General features: G+C 58.8%; 19 protein-coding genes. 5 read left to right on the top strand and 14 right to left on the bottom strand.

Annotated elements, in window-relative coordinates:
• Nucleotides 1-89 precede the first annotated feature (89 nt).
• The 3 genes from ICA16_RS15840 to ICA16_RS15830 all read right to left on the bottom strand — a co-directional run bounded on the left by ICA16_RS15840 (nt 90) and on the right by ICA16_RS15830 (nt 3173).
• Complete coding sequence (locus ICA16_RS15840) at nt 90-1703, bottom strand: NAD(P)/FAD-dependent oxidoreductase (RefSeq protein ID WP_150604936.1); 1614 nt, start codon at nt 1701-1703, stop codon at nt 90-92.
• A gap of 97 nt (nt 1704-1800) precedes the next feature.
• Nucleotides 1801-2454 (bottom strand): COG3650 family protein, encoded by a 654-nt coding sequence (locus ICA16_RS15835; RefSeq protein ID WP_042557980.1) that lies wholly within the window; start codon nt 2452-2454, stop codon nt 1801-1803.
• 119 nt (nt 2455-2573) lie between these two features.
• Entirely contained in the window at nt 2574-3173 is a 600-nt protein-coding gene (locus tag ICA16_RS15830; protein ID WP_150604934.1) for a short chain dehydrogenase, read from the bottom strand.
• A 104-nt stretch (nt 3174-3277) separates the two neighbouring features.
• Here ICA16_RS15830 and ICA16_RS15825 point away from each other — a divergent pair, with 104 nt between their 5' ends.
• Nucleotides 3278-4192: a LysR family transcriptional regulator gene (locus tag ICA16_RS15825; protein ID WP_150618030.1), complete on the top strand. Its 915-nt coding sequence runs from the start codon at nt 3278-3280 to the stop codon at nt 4190-4192.
• Nucleotides 4193-4320: 128 nt separating this feature from the next.
• Here ICA16_RS15825 and ICA16_RS15820 read toward each other — a convergent pair whose 3' ends face one another.
• From ICA16_RS15820 to ICA16_RS15805, 4 genes are read right to left on the bottom strand one after another with little or no spacing between them, the layout of a single operon-like run.
• The gene (locus tag ICA16_RS15820; RefSeq protein WP_210700990.1) at nt 4321-4797 is read right to left on the bottom strand and encodes a DoxX family protein; all 477 of its coding nucleotides are present in this window, start codon (nt 4795-4797) and stop codon (nt 4321-4323) included.
• Nucleotides 4794-5552 carry an HvfC/BufC N-terminal domain-containing protein gene (locus ICA16_RS15815; RefSeq protein ID WP_210700989.1) on the bottom strand — a complete coding sequence of 253 codons (759 nt, stop codon included), beginning with the start codon at nt 5550-5552 and terminating at the stop codon, nt 4794-4796. Before ICA16_RS15815 ends, ICA16_RS15820 begins: the two co-directional genes overlap by 4 nt.
• A complete protein-coding gene (bufB, locus tag ICA16_RS15810; RefSeq protein ID WP_210700988.1) occupies nt 5549-6436 on the bottom strand; it encodes an MNIO family bufferin maturase in 888 nt (295 codons plus the stop codon). Before bufB ends, ICA16_RS15815 begins: the two co-directional genes overlap by 4 nt.
• Before the next feature lie 25 nt (nt 6437-6461).
• Complete coding sequence (locus ICA16_RS15805) at nt 6462-6767, bottom strand: BufA1 family periplasmic bufferin-type metallophore (RefSeq protein ID WP_150604929.1); 306 nt, start codon at nt 6765-6767, stop codon at nt 6462-6464.
• A 219-nt stretch (nt 6768-6986) separates the two neighbouring features.
• Between ICA16_RS15805 and ICA16_RS15800 the strand changes: the two genes are divergently transcribed.
• A complete protein-coding gene (locus tag ICA16_RS15800; RefSeq protein WP_210700987.1) occupies nt 6987-8384 on the top strand; it encodes a DUF2599 domain-containing protein in 1398 nt (465 codons plus the stop codon).
• A gap of 34 nt (nt 8385-8418) precedes the next feature.
• Complete coding sequence (locus ICA16_RS15795) at nt 8419-9657, top strand: DUF2599 domain-containing protein (RefSeq protein ID WP_210700986.1); 1239 nt, start codon at nt 8419-8421, stop codon at nt 9655-9657.
• A 165-nt stretch (nt 9658-9822) separates the two neighbouring features.
• On the opposite strand, the gene ICA16_RS15790 is transcribed toward ICA16_RS15795, so the two are convergent.
• The 5 genes from ICA16_RS15790 to ICA16_RS15770 form a co-directional block, all read right to left on the bottom strand.
• A complete protein-coding gene (locus ICA16_RS15790; protein ID WP_019580929.1) occupies nt 9823-10524 on the bottom strand; it encodes an ABC transporter ATP-binding protein in 702 nt (233 codons plus the stop codon).
• Nucleotides 10525-11292 (bottom strand): high-affinity branched-chain amino acid ABC transporter ATP-binding protein LivG, encoded by a 768-nt coding sequence (gene livG, locus ICA16_RS15785; RefSeq protein WP_042557989.1) that lies wholly within the window; start codon nt 11290-11292, stop codon nt 10525-10527.
• A complete protein-coding gene (locus ICA16_RS15780) occupies nt 11289-12545 on the bottom strand; it encodes a high-affinity branched-chain amino acid ABC transporter permease LivM (RefSeq protein WP_042557990.1) in 1257 nt (418 codons plus the stop codon). The genes livG and ICA16_RS15780 overlap by 4 nt, the downstream gene beginning before the upstream one ends.
• On the bottom strand, nt 12542-13465 hold the full coding sequence (gene livH, locus ICA16_RS15775; RefSeq protein ID WP_042557991.1) for a high-affinity branched-chain amino acid ABC transporter permease LivH: 924 nt from the start codon (nt 13463-13465) through the stop codon (nt 12542-12544). Before livH ends, ICA16_RS15780 begins: the two co-directional genes overlap by 4 nt.
• Before the next feature lie 231 nt (nt 13466-13696).
• A complete protein-coding gene (locus ICA16_RS15770; protein WP_150604927.1) occupies nt 13697-14824 on the bottom strand; it encodes a branched-chain amino acid ABC transporter substrate-binding protein in 1128 nt (375 codons plus the stop codon).
• Nucleotides 14825-15178: 354 nt separating this feature from the next.
• Here ICA16_RS15770 and ICA16_RS15765 point away from each other — a divergent pair, with 354 nt between their 5' ends.
• Nucleotides 15179-15484, top strand: coding sequence for a DUF2288 domain-containing protein (locus ICA16_RS15765; protein WP_150618025.1), 306 nt, complete (start codon nt 15179-15181; stop codon nt 15482-15484).
• A gap of 294 nt (nt 15485-15778) precedes the next feature.
• Here ICA16_RS15765 and ICA16_RS15760 read toward each other — a convergent pair whose 3' ends face one another.
• Entirely contained in the window at nt 15779-17977 is a 2199-nt protein-coding gene (locus tag ICA16_RS15760) for a hypothetical protein (protein WP_210700985.1), read from the bottom strand.
• 196 nt (nt 17978-18173) lie between these two features.
• On the opposite strand from ICA16_RS15760, the gene ICA16_RS15755 reads away from it, so the two are divergent.
• Nucleotides 18174-19070, top strand: a complete 897-nt coding sequence (locus ICA16_RS15755) for an NAD(P)-dependent oxidoreductase (protein WP_210700984.1) — start codon at nt 18174-18176, stop codon at nt 19068-19070.
• On the opposite strand, the gene ICA16_RS15750 is transcribed toward ICA16_RS15755, so the two are convergent.
• Nucleotides 18961-21243: a putative bifunctional diguanylate cyclase/phosphodiesterase gene (locus tag ICA16_RS15750; RefSeq protein WP_210700983.1), complete on the bottom strand. Its 2283-nt coding sequence runs from the start codon at nt 21241-21243 to the stop codon at nt 18961-18963. The two genes, ICA16_RS15755 and ICA16_RS15750, sit on opposite strands and share 110 nt — an antisense overlap.
• Nucleotides 21244-21285 lie beyond the last annotated feature (42 nt).

Raw genomic sequence — 21285 nt, 5'->3', positions numbered from 1 at the left:
GCCTGCTCGCGATGGCGTAATAACATTCAACACAGTTGTTGACTGGAATACCGCGATCGCGAGCAGGCTCACTCCTACAGTTTTTTGTGTTAGTCAGTTAAACCTAGAATGTCCCGAGCCACAGCCTCGGCAATCCGAATCCCGTCGACACCCGCCGACAGAATCCCGCCCGCATAACCCGCGCCTTCACCGGCGGGGAACAAGCCCTTCACGTTCATGCTCTGCAGCGTTTCGTTGCGCGTGATGCGCAGTGGCGACGAGGTGCGCGTCTCGATCCCGGTCAACACCGCATCGTGCAGCGAGTAACCGCGAATCTGCTTCTCGAACGCCGGCAAGGCTTCGCGAATCGCTTCAATAGCGAAGTCCGGCAGCGCCAGCGACAGATCACCCAACGCGACTCCCGGCTTGTACGACGGCTCGACTTCCCCCAGTTCGGTCGAAGGAATGTCGTTGATGAAGTCGCCGACCAGTTGCGCCGGCGCCTTGTAATCGCTGCCGCCGAGGATGAACGCGTGGGATTCGAGGCGTTCCTGCAACTCGATCCCGGCCAGCGGGCCGCCCGGATAATCGACTTCCGGGGTGATGCCGACAACGATGCCGGAGTTGGCATTGCGCTCGTTACGCGAGTATTGGCTCATGCCATTGGTGACCACCCGGTTCGGCTCGGAAGTCGCCGCCACCACGGTGCCGCCCGGGCACATGCAGAAGCTGTAGACCGAACGGCCGTTCTTGGCGTGGTGCACCAGTTTGTAGTCGGCGGCTCCCAACTTGGGGTGGCCGGCGTACTTACCCAAACGCGCACGGTCGATCAGCGATTGCGGATGTTCAATACGGAAACCCACCGAGAACGGCTTGGCTTCCATGAACACGCCACGGCTGTGGAGCATGCGGAACGTGTCGCGGGCGCTGTGGCCGAGGGCCAGAACCACATGTCTGGAGTGCAGGGTTTCGCCGCTGGCCAGTTGCACGCCGACCAATTGGCCGTCTTCGATGAGCACGTCGCTGACGCGCTCCTGGAAGCGTACTTCGCCACCCAGTTCGCGGATCTGCTCGCGCATGTTTTCAACCATGCCGGTCAGACGGAACGTACCGATGTGCGGCTTGCTGACGTAGAGGATTTCTTCCGGGGCGCCGGCCTTGACGAACTCGTGCAGAACCTTGCGGCCCAGGAACTTCGGATCCTTGATCTGGCTGTACAGCTTGCCGTCGGAGAATGTGCCCGCGCCGCCTTCGCCGAACTGCACGTTGGACTCAGGGTTAAGCACACTTTTACGCCACAGGCCCCAGGTGTCCTTCGTGCGCTGACGGACTTCGGTGCCGCGTTCCAGAACGATCGGCTTGAAGCCCATTTGCGCCAGCAGCAGGCCGGCAAAGATTCCGCACGGACCGAAACCGACCACGATCGGGCGCTGGTTCAGGTCACTCGGCGCCTGGCCGACGAATTTGTAGCTGACATCCGGCGCCACGTTGACGTTACGGTCGTCGGCGAACTTGCCCAACACCTTGGCCTCGTCGCGCACGTTGAGGTCGATGGTGTAGATGAAGCACAGTTCGGAGGACTTTTTGCGCGCGTCGTAGCTGCGCTTGAACAAGGTGAAATCGAGCAGGTCATCGCTGGCGATGCCCAGACGCTGCACGATGGCAACGCGCAGGTCTTCTTCGGGATGGTCGATTGGCAGCTTGAGTTCAGTGATTCGTAACATGGCGAGGATCCGGGTTCGCGGGGCGCACAACTGCGCCAGGGCGTTTGAAGGCCGGGATTATAAGCCGCAAAGGCCGGATCCGGTGAGGCTAAAACACTCAGTCGTTACGCGATCCGCCGAAATACCCGCAGCCGCGCTGCACCTGGCCATCGATACGCAGCTCGGCGCTCATGTGCTGCACGCTGCCAGTGCTGCTGTCGACGCAGCGCTGCGGTGCGACCCACAATTCGATGCGCTGATTGTTGGCTTCACTGCTCAGATTGAAGCGGCCATCGCCCAGTTGTTCTTCAACATAAGGCACGGCGAGTGGTGGCTGACCGTCGCGGTCGATGACCATGCCTTTGCCGCTGACCTTGACGTTCCATTCCGGGCCATGGCCGGCAGCACGCAGGATCAATAGCTTGAAATTGGGGTCATCGCAGGCTGTGCCGGAGCGCTCGACGCGATACAACTGAGTCAGATCGAGTCGGTCGCCGGCGACCTTGCCGCGCACGTCGGCGAACAGCTTGCCTTGTTCATCAGCGAGGGTAGCGGCCTCTTGCAGGACGCTGGTGCCGCCGATGTCGTTGACCACGTATTGACGTTGATCCTGACACGGCTGGAACACCAGTTTGCCGTCGGCTGCGGTCAGTTGCCCCTGCATCCGCGTCTGCCCCACATGCGAGGCACTTTCACGCTGGCCATCGAACAACTGGCACGCGGCGAATAACGGCAACAGGGCAACAAGGACTAACGAACGGGCAACACGCATCTTCGACTCTCCAGACAAGTGCCGCCACGTTACGCAGCCTGTCAGGCAAATGCAAAAAGCGCCTACAGGGAAACGCATAATCTCCTGTAGGAGCTGCCGAAGGCTGCGATCTTTTGATCTTAACCTACATGAAACGTCTGACCGGTTTGCAGGCCTTCGACACTCTTGGCGTAGGCCAGCGCCACATCTGCCGCAGGAACCGGCTTGTAGCCACGGAAATACGGGGCGTAACTGCCCATCGCTTCCAGCAGAACGGTCGGGCTGATCGAGTTCACGCGCAGACCGCGCGGCAGCTCGATGGCGGCAGCACGGACGAAGCTGTCGAGGGCGCCGTTGACCAGCGCAGCCGAGGCGCCGCTGCGGATCGGATCGTGGCTGAGTACGCCAGTGGTGAAAGTGAACGAGGCGCCGTCGTTGGCGAATTCACGGCCGATCAGTAGCAGGTTAACCTGGCCCATCAGTTTGTCTTTGAGACCCAGTGCAAAGCTGTCCTCACTCATCTCACCTAGCGGGGCGAATGTCACGTTGCCGGCGGCGCAGACCAGTGCATCGAACTTGCCAGTCTGCTCGAAGAGCTTGCGGATCGACGCGCTGTCGCTGATATCGACGTGGAAATCACCGCTGTTGCGGCCGATTCGGATGACTTCGTGACGTTGCGACAGTTCTTTGTCCACGGCCGAACCGATGGTGCCGCCAGCGCCTATCAACAGAATTTTCATCGTGCTGTGCCTCAAGTGATTGAACGAGGTTTCAATCTAGAGTGGTTTTTCCTGCGAATAAACGCGCTAATGGGCAACCTTTGGTTTTCAATTGGAAACAATCCATGAGCGAAATGGATGATCTGGCCGCGTTTGCCGTGTTGATCGAGGCTGGCAGTTTCACCTTGGCAGCGCAGCAACTGGGTTGCAGCAAGGGCCAGTTGTCCAAGCGCATCAGCCAGCTGGAAGCGCGGTTTTCCGTGGTCCTGCTACAGCGTACGACCCGACGTTTGAGCCTGACCGCCGCCGGTGCGGCATTGTTGCCACAGGCGCAGGCACTTGTAGTCCAGGTGGAAAGGGCACGTCAGGCATTGGCGCGGTTGAAGGACGACATGGCCGGGCCGGTGCGTATGACGGTTCCGGTTTCGCTGGGAGAAACCTTCTTCGACGGTCTGCTACTGGATTTTTCGCAGCAATACCCCGAGGTGCAGATCGAGCTGGAACTGAACAACAGCTATCGCGATCTTTCGCGGGATGGTTTTGACCTGGCGATTCGCAGCGAGGTCGCCAATGACGAACGACTGGTGGCCAAACCGCTGCTGGCCTGGCAGGAAATGACGTGTGCCAGTCCTGACTATCTCGAGCGCTTCGGCGAGCCAATGACACCCCAGGCGCTGGCCGAACACCGCTGTTTGCTCAACAGTCACTACAGCGGTCGTGAGGAATGGTTGTACCACCAGCAACACGAATTGCTGCGGGTGCGGGTGTCGGGGCCGTTCGCCAGCAACCATTACAATCTGCTCAAAAAAGCCGCGCTCACCGGCGCCGGCATCGCCCGCTTGCCTTCGTACCTGCTGCAAGCGGAACTGGCTGACGGGCGATTGCGCTGGCTCCTGCGCGACTACCAGACCCGGCGCATGCCGATGTATCTGGTGCATCCGTATCAAGGCGGATTGCCGAAACGCACGCAGGTATTGGCGGACTATTTGATTGGCTGGTTCAAACGTAGCGGCGAGGCGTTGGATCGCCTGTCTCAATAAAATCGACTCCCCCGTGTAGGAGCTGCCGAAGGCTGCGATCTTTTGACTTTTAAGATCAAAAGATCGCAGCCTTCGGCAGCTCCTACAGGGATCTCAGCGATTCGACGATTTTGGCCATTACAGGGGATTCAGCGGTTGTAGTGTCGGGCAATCAGATGATCAATCGACAGCCTGCCCGGGCCACGGGCCATCAGGAACAGCAACACCGCCGCCCAGGTGCCGTGAGTCGGATAGGCATCCGGATATACAAACAACTGAATGGTCAGGGTCATGCCCAGCAGCGCCAACGCCGAAAAGCGTGTAGCGAAACCAATCAGGATCAGAAGAGGGAAGAAGTGCTCAGCAAACGCTGCCATGTGCGCCGCAATCTCGGGGGAAAGCAGCGGCACGTGGTACTCGCTTTCGAACAGCGGAATCGTCGAATCAGCCAGGCGCGGCCAGCCCAACTGAAAGGTGCCGTCGACCAGATCGATGGCCAGGCCTTCGATCTTGGTCTGCCCGGATTTCCAGAACACCGCCGCAATCGAGAAGCGCGCCAGAAAGGCGATCAGGCTGTGGGGGATTTTTTCCAGCAGCGCGATGGCGCGGATGATCAGGTTATTCATGGCTGTTCCTTGAATTTCAGATGAGTGATGGCGTTGTGTGCGATCAGCAGGCCGAGGGTTTGAGCCAGATCGAATGCCGGACTGTTTTCCGCTGCCGCCAGCAGTGGCTGGCCTTCGATCAGATGGCGAATGAATGTGCTGGCGCCGGGTTCAAGCGCAAACACTTCAACCTCCAGACCGTTGCGCAGTACCAGTGCGTGCTGTTCGCAGGTGAGGTCGATGCCGGCAAGTGTTGCCTCCTGCTGATGCGCCGCCCAGATCGCAACCACTGCATGGGCTGAATCCAGCAGGTGCAGGGACGGATGCAGTTCGAAACGCAGGTCGCTCAACACCTGCGGATCGTTCAGTGCCTCTGCGATCTGTTCCGGGCGCACGGGCTCGGCATCGGCGGCGTGGTAGGCGCAGGTGCGCAGGTGTTCCAAGCGCGCGATGTCGGCCAGATAGGGCACGCTGGAGGCCGGCTCAAACGCGACTATGAAATCCGCAAAATCTTCGCCGTAACGGCTCATCAACGGACTTCGCGGCGGCTGGCCCCGGACGAAAATGGCCGCCATGGCACGAAAGAATTCCTCGCCAACCAATTGCATGACCACCGGGTAACTGTCCGCCAGCGCATTGATCAACGAACTCTGCACGTTGTTGCGATACACCGCGAAACGGCCCTCAGGATCGGCGCCGTTGGCACTGCACAAGCCTTCGGGGCAGGGCAATCCAGCGTTGAGCAGCGCGGCGCAGAAGGCGGCGTGAGTGCTCATGACGTACGCCTCGCACGCAGCAACAACTCATCGGCGTGCTGCGCCTCGGCCAGCAACACGTGGAACGGTGGAACCTGATTGTCACGCTCGATCAACGTCGCCACCGGGCCAATGCGTTCCAGCACTTGGCGGTACAAATCCCAGACCGCTTGATCAATGGGCGCGCCGTGATCGTCGATCAGCAAGCGGTCGCCGAGGCTGTCGGAATCTTCGGCAAAGCCGGCCAGATGAATTTCGCCGACCGCGTGCAACGGCAACGCATCGAGATAAGCCAAGGGATCGCGCTGATGATTGACGCACGACACGTAGACATTGTTGACGTCGAGCAGCAAACCGCAGCCGCTGCGACGGATCACTTCAGCAATGAAATCCGCTTCGTCGATGGTCGAGCGTTGGAAGGCCAGATAAGTCGCCGGATTCTCCAGCAGCATGGGGCGTTTGAGGGTGTTCTGCACTTGGTCGATATGCTCGCAAACACGGTTCAGCGTCGGCTCGTCATACGCCAGTGGCAACAGATCATTGAGGAACACCGGGCCATGGCTGGACCACGCCAGATGTTCGGAAAAGGATTGCGGTTGATAGCGCTCGATCAACTCACCGAGACGCTGCAAATGCTGAACATCCAGCGGCCCTTCAGCACCAATGGACAGTCCGACACCGTGCAACGACAACGGATATTGCTCGCGAATCAAACCCAGGAAATGGTGAAACGGGCCGCCAGCGACCATGTAGTTTTCGGCGTGGACTTCGAAAAAACCGATGTCCGGCCGTGAACCGAGCACTTCACGAAAGTGCCCGGTCTTGAGCCCCAACCCGGCGCGGGGCGGGAGCGCTGCGCAGGCTGCCTGAGTGCGGGGGAGGGCATGGTCGTGGGTTGTGAACATGATCGTCACTCAGGCAGGCGGCAAGTCAGGATTTGGCTTTGAAGGCGTCCATCTGACCGAAGCCGGTTGGCGAGGTTTTGCTCTCGGTGGTGGCGCAGGTGCCTTCCGGAACGAGTTTCCAGGCATTGGCCTGGTAATCCATTTTCGAGGTGCCGGCACAGGTGGTGCCAGCGCCCGCCGCGCAATCGTTCTTGCCTTTCAATGCCACGCCGAAGCATTTTTCCATTTTGGTGTCGGCGGCCTGAGCGGTCGAAACGCTAGCGATGCTCAGCGCAGAACCAAGGGCCAGAACCAGGGCGGTGGCGGACAGGGTGCGGGTAGTAGCAGTCATGGTGTTTCTCCAGATTCAGCTTGGGTTGTACAAGCGAAGTGCGCTTGCTTGTCCCTCTAGAGAAACGACACGGCGATGCGTTACAGCCCGTACAAATCTTTTTCAAAAAATACGCTGCCCCTGCGGTAGTTCCTGCATCGACCGAGGCGAGTTGTTGCGCGTGTTCTATAGTCAGTTCAACGGCCATTTCCACAGGCCGATTTACCAGGACGGTATCTCATGACAATGGATCGCTCAGACTCCGGTGTGCTATCGCGTTGGACTCCTTCTTTTGCCCTGGCCTGCACACTGCCTTTATTGTGCACTACGGTTGCCGCCCAGCCGCCGCTTGATCCGCAGGACACGCTCAGGCGAATCAACCACAACTACAACACCCTCAAGCGAGAGTGCCAGGAGCCGGATACCGGTGCCGCGCGTGGTCTCTACTATTGCAGTGGCGTGACCTTGCGCATGGTCAACGACGGGCCCTTCAACCCGTGGGACTACAGCCCTTATGCGGTCAAGATCGGCGCGACGTCCTACTCCTGGATCCGCAAGGATCTGAGCACCCGGATCCTCATTCATCCGGCCGGTTTGATCCTGCGTAACCCGACCGATGCTGCAGCGTTGAATCTGCCGGTCAAGGAGCAGGGCTTCACCTGCATCTACGCGTTCGATGGCGGTACCGGGCCGGAGCGCAAATGGTATGGCTGCGGCTTTTTCGACAGCCGTGAGCCTCCACGTGCGGCCCAAGGCGTGTTGAATAACCGCAATGCCGCTCTGGCCTACGGCACCTGCGCTGAAGCCGGCGTCAGCACCGCCGAGCAGTGGACGCAGAAGTACACCGGGCTGATGAAGGGCCCTATCCAGTACAGCCAGTGTTCCTGGAACGCGGAAAAGCCCAGTGACTGGAACGCCATGATCCGTGTGCACGAATCACGACCGAACACCACCAACAGAGACCCCTTCGCGTTCAGTGGCCAGGTCAACGAGTTCATGTTGAAAAATGCCACGGCGACCAACGACGGCAGCGAAAACATGAAGTACATCGATGCCTTTATCTACAACGTCAACAGCACGCAGAACTTCGCCACCCGTGGTGATCAGGCCGCGCCGAAACCGGAGAACGGTCTGAACAGTGCGCGCAGTTTCCAGAGAAAACTCCAGGCCCAAGGCTACAGCGTGCCGATTCTGCGACTGGACTTCACCAAACCTGCGGAGCAGCGTTTCAGCTATGTCGCGGCTGATCAGGCGATAGACCTGACGGCGGCTGGCGGTGAGCCGTCGACGCCGACGCCGGCTGCGTCTGCACCGAGCTACATCGCTTCGGCCAACTGGATCAAGCGTTACGACCCCGGCACCCGCAAGGATGAATGGAGCTTGAGCGTCGTCCCCACACCAGCAGGGCGCGCGTTGCCAAACGAGCAGCTCGGCGCTTTGTACGACCAGTTACTTGCTCGCAACGGCGCCGACAGCAATTGGCGTGACAATGAAAAATCGGCCGGCAGCATGCGTCAGCAATTGAGCTGTGTTCTGGGTAATTACCGCAACAAAACGCCGTGGAATCTCGAGCCATTCCGACCGGCGTTATCGGACAGCGAAACGCGGGCTGCGGGTTGCAATCCGCTCCAGCGTTGAAGGTGTGTGTTGGCTAATCAAGGAGATGCAAGCCATGAAAAAACGCTTGAACAGAATCGCTCCATTACTCATGTTCCCGCTGTTGGTGCAGGCGACATGGGCCAATGCCGAGTCATGCGACGAGACGCTGAAAAAGGTTGAGTCGTTGTACAACAAAACAGTCGACAGTTGCGGTCAGGATCCCGCCTCGGAGTGTTCGGGATTGCTGGTCAGGGGCACGCACCGCGCCGACCCTGCCAAGGGGCAAAAATGGGACGTCTGGAATCCCAGTCCGAAAGCCGTGGAGATAGGCACTTTTGCCGCCTCGTACATGCGGGCCGACGGCATCAGTTATGAAGACCCGGGGATGAGTACTCAGAATGGTTATCTCATTACGCCAAGGGATCTGATACGCGACCCCGAGACACCAGTGCATGTCTATTGCGCTTTTCCCAACGACGCCTGGACTGACTTTCGCAATGACCGCGGCTGTGGTGACAACAAAAACACCGCGCCAACCGAGGCTGTTTGCCAGTCCATGGCGCCGCCCATCCTGAGTCCGAATGCCTGGCTGGCGCACTTCAGCAAATTCAACAACAACCGCCAGCAAGACCAGTTGCAGTGTGGGTTCAACATGCGCAATCCGATGAGCAGCAAGGAACGGGTCGATGCCTTTCGCAACTTCCTGGGGGCGCGCAAAGTCATCAATAGTCGTGAGTTTCAAACCCAGACTGAATTGCGACTGGGCAATCCAAAGACCGATGAGCTACCCATTCTGGCGTTTTTCTACAGCGATCAACGTGGCTTGAACGACGCCATGGCCAATCAGCGCGATTACAAAGCCAAAACAGGCAAGGATCGCAACATCATCAAGATCGATTTTCCCAGAACGCCAGTCGCCAAGGCCTCTTTCTCATGCATTCAGACCTCGACGCCACCGGCACAGCAATTCTGTGGCAAGTACATCGAATCCAGCACCTGGGTACAACGTCCCGATCCGAAACTCGGGCCGAACACCTGGTCGCTTTCGGTGGTACCGACCGCTTGCGGCCGGGCAATCAAGGATGATCAGACCGATCGCATGTTTGCCGAGTTGTACAACAAGCATAAAGACGATCAGCAATGGCGCGAGTACAGCGTCAATGGCGGCTCCCTGCGTCGGCAGATGGTTTGTCATCTGGCAGCCACCTACGACGGCAAGCCTGTCAGGAACAAGCCTGAGTGGAACCTTGAACCGGCACGGCCTTACGTTGATCAGGCGACGGCGATAGCGCAACACTGCAATCCGTACTGAGGCGGATTATCTGACGGCCCGTTGCCCTGTAGGAGCTGCCGAAGGCTGCGATCTTTTGATTGTAAAAAACAGATCAAAAGATCGCAGCCTTCGGCAGCTCCTACAGGGGAATTTGACATGCATGAAAAAACGGCCCGAAGGCCGTTTTTTTATAGGGCGAAACCATCAACCGCCGAGGTACGCCTCGCGCACTTTCGGGTCGGTCAGCAGGGCTTCACCGGTGCCTTGCATGACCACGCGGCCGTTCTCCAGAACGTACGCGCGGTCGGCGATTTTCAGCGCCTGGTTGGCGTTCTGCTCGACCAGGAACACCGTTACACCGTCCTTGCGCAGCTGTTCGATGATGTCGAAGATCTGCTGGATGATGATCGGTGCCAGACCCAGCGACGGCTCGTCGAGCAGCAGCAGTTTCGGCTTGCTCATCAGCGCACGGCCGATGGCGAGCATTTGCTGTTCGCCGCCGGACATGGTGCCGCCGCGTTGGGCAAAGCGTTCTTTCAGGCGTGGGAAAAGTCCGAGAACCTTGTCCATCTGTTCCTGATAGTCGCCCTTGTCGGTGAAGAATCCGCCCATGGCGAGGTTTTCTTCAACGGTCAGACGGGCAAACACCCGACGACCTTCCGGGACCACGGCAATGCTCTTGCGCATGATCTGCGACGAGTCCTGGCCGACCAGTTCCTCACCCATGTAACGGATGCTGCCGCTGTGCGCTTGCGGCGAACCGCACAGCGTCATCAGCAGCGTGGACTTGCCGGCACCGTTGGCGCCGATCAGGGTCACGATCTCGCCCTGACGGACTTCGACGTTGACGCTGTGCAGGGCCTGGATCTTGCCGTAGAAGGTGGAAACGTTTTCGAACTGCAGCATTTACGCTTCCCCCAGGTAGGCTTTGATCACTTCAGGATTGTCGCGGATCTGTTCCGGCGTGCCGTCGGCCAGAGGCGTGCCCTGGTTGATCACAACGATGTGGTCGGAAATGCTCATGACCAGTTTCATGTCGTGCTCGATCAGCAGCACGGTGACGTTGTGCTCTTCACGCAGCATGCTGATCAGCGCTTTGAGGTCTTCGGTTTCCTTCGGGTTCAAGCCCGCGGCTGGTTCGTCGAGCATGAGGATCCGCGGACGGGTCATCATGCAACGGGCGATTTCCAGACGACGTTGCTGACCGTACGCCAGGGTGCCGGCGGTACGGTTGGCGAACTCCTTGAGGTTGACCTTATCCAGCCAGTACTCGGCAAATTCCATCGCCTCGCGCTCGCTTTTGCGGAACGCCGGGGTCTTGAACAGGCCGGACAGGAAGTTGGTGTTCAGGTGACGGTGCTGGGCGATCAACAGGTTCTCGACCGCCGTCATGTCCTTGAACAACCGTACGTTCTGGAAGGTGCGCACCACGCCTTTGAGGGCGATCTTGTGGCCCGGCAGGCCCTGGATCGGCTCGCCGTCGAGCAGGATGCTGCCGCCCGATGGCTGGTAGAAACCGGTCAGGCAGTTGAACACGGTGGTCTTGCCCGCGCCGTTGGGCCCGATCAATGCAACCACCTGTTTTTCCTTCACGGTCAGGGCCACGCCGTTGACCGCCAGCAAGCCGCCGAAGCGCATGCTCAGGTTTTCGACTTTAAGGATCTCGCGGCTCATTTTCGCAACTCCATGTGTGGGCGTTGCATCGGCAGCAGACCTTGTGGACGCCAGATCATCATCAACACCATCAGGGCACCGAACATCAACATGCGGTACTCGCTGAACTCACGCATCATTTCCGGCAACAGGATCATCACCACGGCAGCGAGGATCACGCCCAGCTGCGAGCCCATGCCACCCAACACGACGATGGCGAGAATGATCGCCGACTCGATGAAGGTGAACGACTCAGGTGTCACCAGGCCTTGGCGCGCAGCGAAGAAACTGCCGGCAAAACCGGCGAATGCAGCACCGAGGGTGAACGCGGAAAGCTTGATCACGGTCGGGTTGAGACCCAGCGCGCGGCAAGCGATTTCGTCTTCACGCAGCGCTTCCCACGCACGGCCGATCGGCATGCGCAGCAGGCGGTTGATGACGAACAGTGCCGCCAGCGCCAGCAACAGGGCAACGAGGTAAAGGAAGATCACCTTGTTGATCGAGTTGTACTGCAGGCCGAAATACTCGTGGAAGGTTTGCATCCCTTCTGCGGCTTTGCGTTCGAAGGTCAGACCGAAGAACGTTGGCTTGTCGATGTTGCTGATGCCGTTCGGGCCACCCGTGATGTCGGTCAGGTTACGCAGGAACAGACGGATGATCTCGCCGAAGCCGAGGGTCACGATCGCCAGATAATCACCGCGCAAACGCAATACCGGGAAGCCCAGCAGGAAGCCGAACGTCGCCGCCATCAGGCCGGCAATCGGCAGGCAGATCCAGAAGCTCAGGCCGTAGTAGTGCGACAGCAGCGCGTAGCTGTAGGCGCCGACGGCGTAGAAGCCGACGTAACCAAGGTCGAGCAGACCGGCCAGACCGACGACGATGTTCAGGCCCAGGCCGAGCATCACGTAGATCAGGATCAGCGTGGCAATGTCCACCGCGCCACGGGAGCCGAAGAACGGCCACACCAGCGCCAGCAGGATCAGCGCAATGATGAAATAGCGCTGGGTGGTCGGCAGGGTCAGGAAGTTGCTGGCCTTGGCCGGGATCAGCGGCATGCCCGGCGAGGAACGCCAGGCCTTGCTGATCTGCTGGTTGAACAGCACGCGCAGGAACATCAGCACCGAGCAGATGGCGATGGTCGCCAGCACGGCCGTGCTGGTGTTGTGCACTTCCAGATTGATGCCGACGATGGTCAGTTTCAGACCGAGTACCGGGTAGGCCACGGCCCACACCAGCAAGGCACTGAACAGTGCCTGTTTAAGATTCCTAGTCATACTTTCTCAACCTCCGGACGGCCCAGAATGCCGGTCGGACGGAACAACAGCACCAGAACCAACAAGCCGAAAGCCACGACGTCCTTGTACTGGTCGCCGAAGATATCGGCACCGAAAGCTTCCGCCACCCCAAGCACCAACCCGCCGAGCATGGCGCCGGGGATGCTGCCGATGCCGCCCAATACCGCGGCGGTGAAGGCTTTGAGGCCGACGAGGAAACCGGCGTTCGGGTTGATCACCCCGTATTGCATGCTCAGCAGCACAGCCGCGACGGCCGCCAGCGCAGCACCAATGACGAAGGTCAGGGCGATGATGTTGTTGGTGTTGATGCCGAGCAGGTTGGCCATCTTGATGTCTTCGGCACAGGCGCGGCAGGCGCGGCCCAGACGAGAGCGAGAGATGAACAGTGTCAGGCCGAGCATGGCGATCAACGTGACCACGAACACCACGATCTGCATGTAGGAAATCAGCACTTCTTGTGCGCCACCTGGCCCGAAGACAATGTTGCCCGGAATCAGGTTGGGGATAGCTTTGTCCTTGGAGTCTTGCGCCAGCAGAACGGTGTTCTGCAGGAAGATCGACATACCGATGGCGGAAATCAGCGGGATCAGACGGTTGCTGCCGCGCAGAGGGCGGTAGGCGATCCGTTCGATGCTGTAACCGTAGGAACTGGTCACGACGATGCTGGCGATGAACGCCGCCGTCATCAACAGCGGGACACTGTCGAGTCCCATCATGGTGAGCCCGGCGATGGCGATGAACGCCACGTAGGAGCCAATCATGTACACCTCGCCGTGGGCGAAGTTGATCATTCCAATGATGCCGTAAACCATCGTGTAGCCGATGGCGATCAGGGCATACATGCTGCCAACGTTCAGGCCGTTAACCAGCTGTTGGAAGAAGTGATAGATGTCAGGCATTACAGCGCTCCTAAAAACCTGATACGCATTTCACTGGTGGAGTCATTTTCCCGCCCGGCCCCGTGGATCTTTATCCACTTCGAATCCGGGTTTTGCCAGCGAACCGCTGATGACGGTTTTGAGATTTTCAGGTGGGGAGACTGGCGGATCACGCCAGCGCGGCCCTATACATTCGTAAAACAAAGCCCACGGCACGCCGTGGGCTTTATTGGCAGTCAGTTCGGCAATGCCTTACTGAGGCGAAACCTCGGTTTTAGGTTTGCCGTTGTGCCACTCGTAAACTACGAATTTGAAGTCCTTCAGGTCGCCCTTGGCGTCGTAGCTCAGGTCGCCAGTCGGGGTCTTGAAGGTGCCGGCGTGAATGGCTTCAGCCACTTTGGTCGGGTCTTCGGACTTGGCAGCCTTGATGCCTTCGGCGATCAGGGTCACGGCCGAGTAGGACGGGAACACGAACGGGCCGCTCGGATCCTCTTTCTTCGCCTTGAATGCATCAGCCAGGGCGATGTTGGCAGGGTCCTGGTCGAAGGATTTCGGCAGGGTCACCAGCAGGCCTTCGGCAGCGTCTTTGGCGATCTGGGTGATCGAGTCGTTACCCACGCCTTCCGGACCCATGAACTTGGCTTTCAGGCCTTTTTCCTGAGCCTGGCGCAGGATCAGACCCAGCTCAGGGTGGTAGCCGCCGTAGTAAACGAAATCGACGTTGGCTTGCTTGAGTTTGGCAATGATGGCCGAGAAGTCTTTGTCGCCGGCGTTGACGCCTTCGAACACGGCAACTTTGGTGCCTTTCTTCTCAAGGGTGGATTTGACGGCAGTGGCGATGCCTTCACCGTACTGCTGCTTGTCGTGCAGCACGCCGACGATTTTCGGTTTGACGTGGTCGGCGATGTAGTTACCGGCGGCAGGGCCCTGGGCGCTGTCCAGACCGATAGTACGGAAGATCATTTTGTAACCACGGGCGGTGATGTCCGGGCTGGTGGCAGCCGGGGTGATCATGATCACGCCTTCGTCTTCGTAGATGTCCGAAGCCGGTTGAGTGGAGCTGGAGCACAGGTGACCGACCACGAACTTGACGCCGTCGTTGACGACCTTGTTCGCAACCGCTACCGCTTGTTTTGGATCGCAGGCATCGTCGTATTCAACGGCTTGAAGTTGCTTGCCGTCGACGCCGCCCTTGGCGTTGATCTGTTCGATGGCCATTTTCGCGCCACTGAACTGCATGTCGCCATATTGGGCTACTGGACCGGTCTTGGGACCGGCGATACCGATCTTGATGGTGTCAGCTGCGAACGAATGGCTGGCAACCCCGGCCAGAACCATAGCGGCAAACAGTTTGGAAATCTGCTTAGTAGCCTTAGTCATAGTGCTCCACTCTTACTGTTGTAATTTTTTTTTGAGTTCTGGCGCCGTAGCAGCAGAACCGGGTCAGATATCTTTGCGATACCCTCCGGAAATACCCTCGGCAACTGTACCGGTACAGTGTAGAGCGCCGGTTGTTGGCCTGGGAAGCAGGCGCCGAGGGACAAAACTTGAGGGTGTCGCATTTTTGAATGAAAAAGACAGAATTGCGGCGGGGCGTTCGACGGCATATATCCCAATCAACAGCATTCCTTGGCCTTCCTGCTCTTTTCGTTCGGTTCAGCTTTTTGCAACCGGGTTTTTCTGGCGGACCACCGACGTTATTATTCGCGTCGATTTCTTTTCCGGACAGTTCCCATGAATCAAGAACCTAGCACCCTCTATGCCAAGCTGCTTGGTGAAACCGCATCTATTACCTGGAAAGAGCTGGAGCCGTTCTTCGCCAAGGGTGCCCTATTGTGGGTCGACCCGAGCCTGGATCTGATCGCCGCCGCCGAAGCCGTGGCCTCTGACGAAGGCGAGAAAGTCGCCGCTTGGCTGGCCGAAGACAAGCTCGCCAAGCTGTCTGAATCGCGGGCGCTGGATCTTTTCGAGCGTGATCCTGCGCTGTGGGCCGTGGTGGTCAGTCCGTGGATTTTGATCCAGGAAAGGGCGGGCGAATAATTGGTTGCACCTTGTTGGTGCGCGGCATCAGCCAAAGAAAGTGTGTAGCCGAGTAGCGTGATGGCATGTTGCCGTAGAGATTCGCCACAGGCGGGGGTGGCATAACGGTGACGTAAACGTAACGGGCACAGTTGAGTGAGCAGCCTGACGGCTGCTTAATTGTTTCTGGATGTTGGAAAGGCTGAAGCCTTCAGTGAATTTGAAGGCCTTATCGCGAGCAGGCTCACTCCTACAGGGTACGCATTTCAAATGTAGGAGTGAGCCTGCTCGCGATTGGAGCGACTCGGTCCAGAGTCAGACCGTAAACGACTTCCCGGTATGGTTATTCAGGGAAATAACCTTGGTCTTGCCAATCCGGTGACGGTAGATCTCGCGCAGGTATTTGATCGACTTCTTCACGCAATCACGCGACAGACGAATGTCGTTGATCGAGACGAACTTCTCTTTATCGTTGATCAGTTCGCGGTACTTTTTCTCGTACATCGGTTTGATCGCGTACCAGTTGGTGTCGAGGATTTTCGCCGGGTTTTCGAATTCGTTGAGCAGTTCGTCGATGCGGTTTTCGTCGAATTCTTCATTGATGATGAAGTCGAGGATCGAGTTGTCCAGCGTCTCGTCGAAACGGTACGGGTTCTTCGCGAAGCAGCGCTTGATGAACGCGACGATCAAGGTCAGGAAGTCGTCCGACAGGCACGGGCTCTTGGCGATCAACGTGGTCAGCGACAGGTTGGCCGAGGCGCCGATCACCAGCGCGTAGCGCTTGAGCGTGGTGTTGGGGAACAGGCTGTTGAGGTGCGTCTTCAACCGGTTCAGATCCATGTACGACAGCTTGTAGTCCTTGGGCAGCGAAACGATCGAGACCACCGACGAGCAGTTCTTGAAGAAATGCAGGTCGTGCAGGGCAGCGGCGTCGTAGCCGGAATTCTTGTACTGCTCGAGCGAGGCGCGATAGCGCTTGGATTCGATCGGCAACAGGCTGATGCCTTCGATGGCCTGAGTGACCTTGTTGAAGTGCGGCAGGTCGATCGAACGGAAGAACAAGTCGTCGATGTTCAGACGCTGCGGTTCTTTATCGAACACCTTGAACTTGTCGCTGCTCGGTGGCGGGGTTTCCGGCACCACCGATTCGGCGTAGGCAATCGCCACCGGGCCGGCCAGGCTCATGAACAGGTCGTTGGCGTCGAGGCGAATGGTTTCGCCGATGTCGATGCCGGCGCGACGGAAGTAGTTCTGGTCGTAGTCGGTGGTGACGGCCTGCGCCGTCAGAATGTTGAAGATCTGTTGCGAGATGTATTGGTTGGCGTGCTTCTCCATGGCATTGACATCTATGTTCTGGATGTTGCCGTCATCGCTTTCTTCGGCGTAACGCATGATGTCGTTGGAGATCAGCATCATCGCGTTCCATGGGCGAATACGGCCCATGACGCTGGCTTCGCTGCTGTCTTCATTGTCGAAGTTGTAGGAGAAATCCCATTCTTCCGAAAGGTATTTGCACAGCAGGCGACCGGCGTTGATGTGCAGCGCCTCGGACATTTCGCTGCGGTGATCGGAAATGTTCGGCAGCACGCAGATGCCGCTGGTGAAGATCGGCTCGAACACGAATGAATGACCGCTTTTGCCGTCGTGCTCGTCCATCGGTTTGGTGTCGAACGTCTTGTTCATGTACGAGTGCTGCTGAGCCAGGCCAAACTCCGAAGCCATGCCCGAACCCGTACCGCCACCGGCACTGAAGATCGAGAAATACAGGCGCGACTGGTTGGCCTTGATGCCGCAGCTGTCGATCAGGTACGAGTGGATCATTTTCCAGTCAGGGCTGGAGAAGCGCTGGGTGTCCTTGTTGAGGATGATCTTCGCCAGGTATTGGCCGAGGATCGGCGCGTTACCGGCGCCACCGGCGTGGACTTCGGACAAGTCCATGATCTTCATTTTGCTGTAGTCGCGCAGGAAGCCGCTTTTCTCGCCCTTGCGCGAGAAACGGATGCGCCCGGCAATGTCCTTGTCGAGGTCGCCGAGCATCACCAGCGGTTCCACCAGGAATACCGGTTTGCTGCTTTTGTTGGTGCCGAGTCGCAGGTTGTTCTTGATCCACTGCGCCGGGCTGTAGCCCTTGTCGGCCGAACGCCGGTCGGCTGCACGGTCTTCGTTGTTGAATTCGTTGAGGTAGAACTTGCGCGCGTTGTACACCAGCTCCGCCACATCGAGGGCGATGTTGGAGCCGCAGCGACCGAGGCCGATCAGGCACACCGACGGGAATTCCTGATCGCTGTGCTGCTCGTTGTCGCCTTCCAGGTGCGGCGGGCGCGGGAACACCATGTCGCGCAAACCGTCGAGGTTGTCGAGGATGCGGTCAGTATTGGTTTCGGTGAAGTACAGGTATTGCTGGGTCGACAGCGGGCGCGAGGGAGCCAATGGCTTGGACGATGACGGGCTGTTGGCAGCCTGGCTCAGGGTCAGATCGGCTACCGCAGTGGCGGGATTATTTTTAGAAGTCATTGTGCGCCATGTACCTGGACTGGGTTGGCCCGGTGACTGAATGTCAGCGAACCTCACGGAATAAGATCTCGCGTCTTTTTTGCGCGAATTTGGCCCGGGCTTCAGGGACTTGGCCTGACTGTCGCTCGGGGGAATCCTTTCCTGATCGTTGATGAATCGGCCATTATTCGGCGATCTTTAATCAAAAGGAGGCTAAATGATGTCATCGCTACCTTCGTTGGGATTTGCCGGAATCGGCCTGATGGGCCTGCCGATGTGCCGACGCCTGCTGGCGGCGGGTTATCCGCTGACGGTGTGGAACCGCAATCCGGCCAAGTGCGAGCCACTGGTCGCGGCCGGGGCCCGACTGGTCGCCAGCCCTTCTGAGCTGTGCGAACACGCCGACGTGGTGATGCTGTGCCTGGCGGATACCGCCGTGGTGCGCGAGGTGGTATTTGGCCCGGCCGGTGTCGCCGAGGGCGCGAAGGGTGGCCAGTTGCTGGTGGATTTTTCCAGTCTCGAACCCACGGCCACTCGTGAGATGGCCGCGCAATTATTGAGTCAAACCGGCATGGCCTGGCTCGACTCTCCGGTGTCGGGCGGGGTGGTTGGTGCCGAGGCTGGCAGTTTGGCGATCATGGTCGGTGGTGAGGCGGCAGATCTTGAGCGCGTACGCTCGGTGCTGCTCAATCTTGGTCAGCGCGTCACGCACATGGGCGGCGTGGGGGCCGGTCAAGTGACCAAGGCCTGCAATCAGATGATCGTCGCCTGCAATGCACTGGTGATCGCCGAAGTGGTGGCACTGGCCGAGCAGGCGGGGGTCGATGCGAGCTTGATCGCAGAAGCGTTGGCCGGTGGTTTTGCCGATTCGAAACCGTTGCAGATCCTCGCCCCGCAAATGGCCGAGAGTCGTTTCGAACCGGTGAAGTGGCACGTGCGCACGCTGCTCAAGGATCTCGACACCGCCGTGAAATTCTCCCGCGAGCAAGGTTCGGCCACGCCGATCAGCGGATTGGCCGCACAACTGATGCGCCTGCATGGGGCGCAGGGTTTTTTGGCGAAGGATCCAGCGACACTGGTGCAAATGTACCGCGCGCCAGAATCAACGGATTGACCGTAAGTGAATGTTTGCGCTGATTGATTTCTTCCAGCACCGGGCGCAGCTCGTCCAGCGGCACCGGGCGGCTGAGCAGGTAACCCTGAATGAAATCGCAACCCGAGCGTTCGAGGAATTCGTACTGCTCCAGGCTTTCGACGCCTTCGGTGACCACCTGCAAGTGCAGGGTGTGGGCCATGACGATGATCGCCTGGACGATCTCCATGTCTGCCGTCGCGGTGGGAATGTCGAGAATGAACGAACGGTCAATCTTCAGCGTGTTGAGTGGCAAGCGCTTGAGGTAAGCCAGTGACGAGTAGCCGGTGCCGAAGTCGTCGATCGACAGCGACACGCCGAGGGCGCGGATCTGCCGTAACAGCACCAGGGTATTGGCGATATTGCCCATCAAGGCATTTTCGGTGACTTCCAGTTCCAGTCGTTCCGGAGCGACGCCAGCGGTACGCAGCGCATGTTCGATTTCGTCGGCCAGTTCATCGCGAGCCAGATTCAACGGCGAGCAGTTCCAGGCGATTTTCAGTTCTTCGCAGCCATGTTTCGACAGCTCGCCCAGGTCCTTGCAGGCCCGGCGCAGCACCCAGTTGTCGAGTTCGGCAATGAGGCCGTTGCTTTCCGCGATGCTGATAAAAGCGTCAGGCGTCAGCAGACCACGAGTCGGATGCTGCCAGCGGATCAGCGCTTCGAGCTTGGTCACCCGACCGGTTTTCAGTTCAAAGATCGGTTGGTAATACAGCATCAGGCCGTTTTCTTCGCGCAGTGCGTGGCGCAGTTCTTCTTCGAGTTGCAATTCGAGGGTCGCGCGGTTTTTCAGGCTGGAACTGAAAAAGTGCAGGCCATTGCGCCCGGCGCCCTTGGATTGATACAGCGCCAGATCGGCGTGCTTGAGCAGTTCTTCGCAGGTGCTGCCATCTTCAGGAAACAGACTGATGCCGATGCTGGTGGTCATCACCATGCGGCGTCCGGCCAGTTCTATGGGCTCCTTCATCTTGGTCATGATGCGCTGGGCCATGTTGCGCGCCTCTTCGCGGTCGCGCAGGCTGATCAGGATGCAGAACTCGTCACCGCCGAAACGTGCGACCACGTCTTCGTGGCTGCGCACTGAACCTTTGATGTGACTGGCGATGACCTTGAGCAGGGCATCGCCGGCGTCGTGGCCGAGGCTGTCATTGATGCGTTTGAAGTGGTCGATGTCGAGAAACATCACCGCGAGCATACCGCCTTCGGTGGTTTTCTGGCTGAGCTTCTCGGCAAAGATCTGATTGAAGCCGCGGCGGTTGATCAGGTTGGTCAGGGCGTCGTAGTTGGCCACTTGTTGCAGCGCCATGCGCGCCTGATCAAGTTGGCTGAGCAGGGCGTTGACGCGGCGCAGGTCGTTTTCCTTGTTCTGCAGTTTCTTGTCGGACAGCGCCGCGCTGATCGCGCTGCTCAGAATCAGCAGGATGATCAGCGCGACCGTCAGGCCCAGTTGCAGCTGGCTGGTATCGACCGGCGTCGCGGGCAGGCTGCCCTCGGGCAACACCAGTTGCAGTGCCGCCATCCCGGTGAAATGCATACTGAAAATGCCCGCGCCGAGAATCAGCGCTGCGCTGTATTTGAGCAGTTGATGAGCCATGCCACTGCCTTCGCGCAGGTAACCGGCTACCCACAGCGCGGCGAAACTGGCACCGATGGCGATCGCAATCGACAGCGCAAACAGGGACGGTTCGTAGTACGCAGTGGCGCGCGATTGCATGGCGGCCATACCCACGTAATGCATGCCGGCGATACCGAGGCCGATGAGCAGTGCGGTTTTCAGGTAGAGCATCAGACTTGGCTGCGCATGGCTCAGCGTATACATCGCCAGCCACGAGGCGAGCAGCGCGATCAACAGGGAAAACAGGGTGATCGGCAGGTCGTACTGGATTTCAATCGGCGCCTGAAAGGCGAGCATGCCGATGAAATGCATGGCCCAGATGCCGCCGGCCAGGCAGGTAGCGCCTATCCAGCGCCACAATCGCTGTGAACTCGGGTCGTCGGCGTGGGCAACCCGCTCGGCCATATCGAGGGTGGCAAAACTCGCTGCGCAGGCAACCAGATAGGCCACCAGCACCAGCAAGGGGTTGTGTGTGCAATCAAGAATGACCTGCCCGCTCTCTGGCAGCTCGGTAACAAACTGCAAACCAAGCCACTCCATAGCACGCCCCGTCTCTGAAGTCCTTACCGCGCGGTTAACGCT

This window comes from Pseudomonas anatoliensis (assembly GCF_017976235.1).
Lineage (GTDB): Bacteria > Pseudomonadota > Gammaproteobacteria > Pseudomonadales > Pseudomonadaceae > Aquipseudomonas > Aquipseudomonas anatoliensis.
This window is presented reverse-complemented; position numbering and strand designations above follow the sequence as displayed.